The organism is Candidatus Cloacimonadota bacterium, assembly GCA_020532355.1.
GTDB lineage: Bacteria > Cloacimonadota > Cloacimonadia > Cloacimonadales > Cloacimonadaceae > UBA5456.
In genome coordinates, this window is sequence record JAJBBD010000264.1 from 1 (window position 1) to 2,538 (window position 2,538).

At 47.2% G+C, this 2,538-nt stretch carries 3 protein-coding genes; all 3 read right to left on the reverse strand.

Annotated elements, in window-relative coordinates:
- Nucleotides 1–105 precede the first annotated feature (105 nt).
- The 3 genes from LHW48_09080 to LHW48_09090 all read right to left on the reverse strand — a co-directional run bounded on the left by LHW48_09080 (nt 106) and on the right by LHW48_09090 (nt 2,162).
- On the reverse strand, nt 106–1,206 hold the full coding sequence (locus tag LHW48_09080) for a formylglycine-generating enzyme family protein (GenBank protein ID MCB5260603.1): 1,101 nt from the start codon (nt 1,204–1,206) through the stop codon (nt 106–108).
- A gap of 11 nt (nt 1,207–1,217) precedes the next feature.
- The gene (locus LHW48_09085) at nt 1,218–1,943 is read right to left on the reverse strand and encodes a T9SS type A sorting domain-containing protein (GenBank protein ID MCB5260604.1); all 726 of its coding nucleotides are present in this window, start codon (nt 1,941–1,943) and stop codon (nt 1,218–1,220) included.
- Between the two features lie 66 nt (nt 1,944–2,009).
- Entirely contained in the window at nt 2,010–2,162 is a 153-nt protein-coding gene (locus tag LHW48_09090; GenBank protein MCB5260605.1) for a hypothetical protein, read from the reverse strand.
- Between the last annotated feature and the right edge of the window lie 376 nt (nt 2,163–2,538).

Sequence of the window (2,538 nt, forward strand, 5' to 3'; positions counted from 1 at the left end):
CGGGCAGGGGGAAAAATCCCCCTGCACCCCCACCTTGTCGTAAGCTCATAACCTTATTCCTTAGCCCTGAAATTTTCAAAAGGCAAAAAGAACAAAAAACAAAAATCAAGGGGAAACCCTGACGCAGCGGAAACCTACACTATAGTAGCCATAGGGCGCAACGACGTTGAACCGATACGAAACCGCGCAGTCGTAGGCATAGTAGTTCCAGCTACCGCCGCGTAGCACACGGTAAGACCCGCTATTTGCTCCCGTAGGATTATTCTGTGAACCACTGGGATAGCTACCATAAATGTCCCACACCCATTCCCATACGTTTCCACTCATATCAAAAGTGCCCAGTTCGTTGGGTGCAAAACCACCAACCGTGTGGGTTGAATATGGTTGTGTCGAACCACCATTGTTCCAATAAAATGCAACCGCATTAATGTCATTGCTGCCACTGTAAGTATAATTATGTGTCTGGTTACCTCCTCGCGCTGCAAACTGCCATTCCATCTCTGTGGGTAATCTATAGCCATTAGCTGTCCAATTGCAACTTACATTGGTATGATTGGTATTGCTGGAATTCCATCCCGCAGGCCAGTTATCAGGATTCGTGCCGTAGGTGCTATAGCTGTAGCAGGGAGTTAATCCTTCCTGCAGGCTGCGGCGATTACTGTATTCAATGGCGTTGAACCAAGAAACATAATAGACAGGATAATTGCTGCCTACCCCATATCCAGAAGCTGGATTAACTCCCATCACCGCCTGATATTCTGCCTGGGTGATCTCGTATTTATCCATGTAAAATGAGGACAGAGTCACATCAGAGGTGCCGTTGTTAAATGTGCCACCCTCTACCAGAATAAAGTCATCCACAGCAACAGGATTGGGATTGTCTCTGGCGATTACTTTGGCTTTGTAATCTGTGCCTACTGCCATTCCGTCACCGGCAGGATGCCAGATGATTTGTTTGCCGTTACCAACGGTGACGCTATTACCTATATCACCGGATACGGCTGTGGGAGGAATGTCATTGTAGCTGACGCCATTATCGGCAGAAATTAGCAGGGTTACGGCACAGTCTGTATCAGCAGCAAGGTCATAGGAAATAGTTACTTGACCGGCAGAAGGGGTGGCTACCACATTGCTTACCACGGGTGCGGCGGCAATGGCATATCCTGCCAATGCGATCAGGCTCAGGGTGATTAATAGTTGTTTCATCTTGTCCTCCCTTACTTCATCAGCACTATTTTTTGAGTTGAGCTGTGTTTACCGGCGGTCATGACCACATGATATACTCCACTCGAGAGCGTGTTTCCATGTGTATCCTTCCCTTCGAACTGCACAGAATAAATCCCTGCTGTGTTATGTGACCGGCTAATAGTTTGCACTATCTGACCACGGGTATTGTAGATGCTGAGAGTCACAGCTTCCGGGGTCTTGATCTGATAGCTGATCGTGGTGCTGGGATTGAAGGGATTGGGGTAGATTGCCCTCAGTCCGGTTTCCAAGGGTATTCCGGGAATGTCAGGATTGCCACCATCCAGATTGACCAGAATGGAGGCGGGACCATGGAAGCTTCCGTGGCCATCCATCTCCATGCTGTAAAGCCAATAGTAATACTGCCCGCTTTGATAGATTTCACTATCGAGGAAAGAATAGCTTTGCTGGCTGGAAGTATTGGTGGGTTGGATCAGACCGGATACAATACTGGCAGAACTTAAATCAGCGGCTGTGCAGCGATATACGTAGTAGCCTTGCAGGTTGGTCTCGGATTGGGTAACCCAATTCAACTGCACATAGTTATTGGCTGTAAGGGTAGCCGAAAAGGAAGACATCTCCACGGGGAGAGTTTCTTCGGTAATGCCAAAAGTGTTGGATTCACCGAATCCGGTGAGAGCAAAAATGCTGCCTGCGCATAAAAGCAGAAAGGCAGCCACAAGTAGTTTGTGTCTCATGTTTTTCTCCTTGTTTTTTGGAGTTATTTTGTTCGGACGCAGTCCAGGTGATATCATTGGTATCACCTATATACCAGCTTTTTCGACGTTGGGGCTGAGAGAAGAACCTGCCTGATCGACGGTGTCATTCACTACGGGTGCGGATGTGCCATAGCTGGACAGAGCCAGCAGCCCGGTAGCGAAGGCAAACAGGATGCCAATCAGCAGTGTTGTTTTCATTAGTTACTCCATTTCGCAGTTTTTTGTTATGCGATGATTTATTCACTGCAGCGACTATATTAGAATGCAAATATCTGTCAAGAACAAAATGGGGGGGGGTAAATCATTACTATACCGCGTATTACACGTTAGCGTTAGCGATGTTTTTGCATCACTGCAAATTCGAGCGTTTATTTTCAAATCTGGATTCAGCTACTATATCTTTCATAGGGTGTTCGGCAGACATCTAATGGGGTATTCTACTTCAATTGTACCACTGGTCAGGTGGAATACTCTCCCAGGCGTAAGTATCGCATCGAGAAGAAGAATGCCTTTGATCCCACTATCCTGCACCTGAGAGACGAATACAGAGAGGACTCTTTCGATCTGCAGGCAA

What these genes read in the sequence shown, in the direction of transcription:
- LHW48_09085 (MCB5260604.1), bottom strand. Translation starts at nt 1,943, where the DNA reads ATGAGACACAAACTACTTGTGGCTGCCTTTCTGCTTTTATGCGCAGGC.
- LHW48_09090 (MCB5260605.1), bottom strand. Translation starts at nt 2,162, where the DNA reads ATGAAAACAACACTGCTGATTGGCATCCTGTTTGCCTTCGCTACCGGG.
- LHW48_09080 (MCB5260603.1), bottom strand. Translation starts at nt 1,206, where the DNA reads ATGAAACAACTATTAATCACCCTGAGCCTGATCGCATTGGCAGGATAT.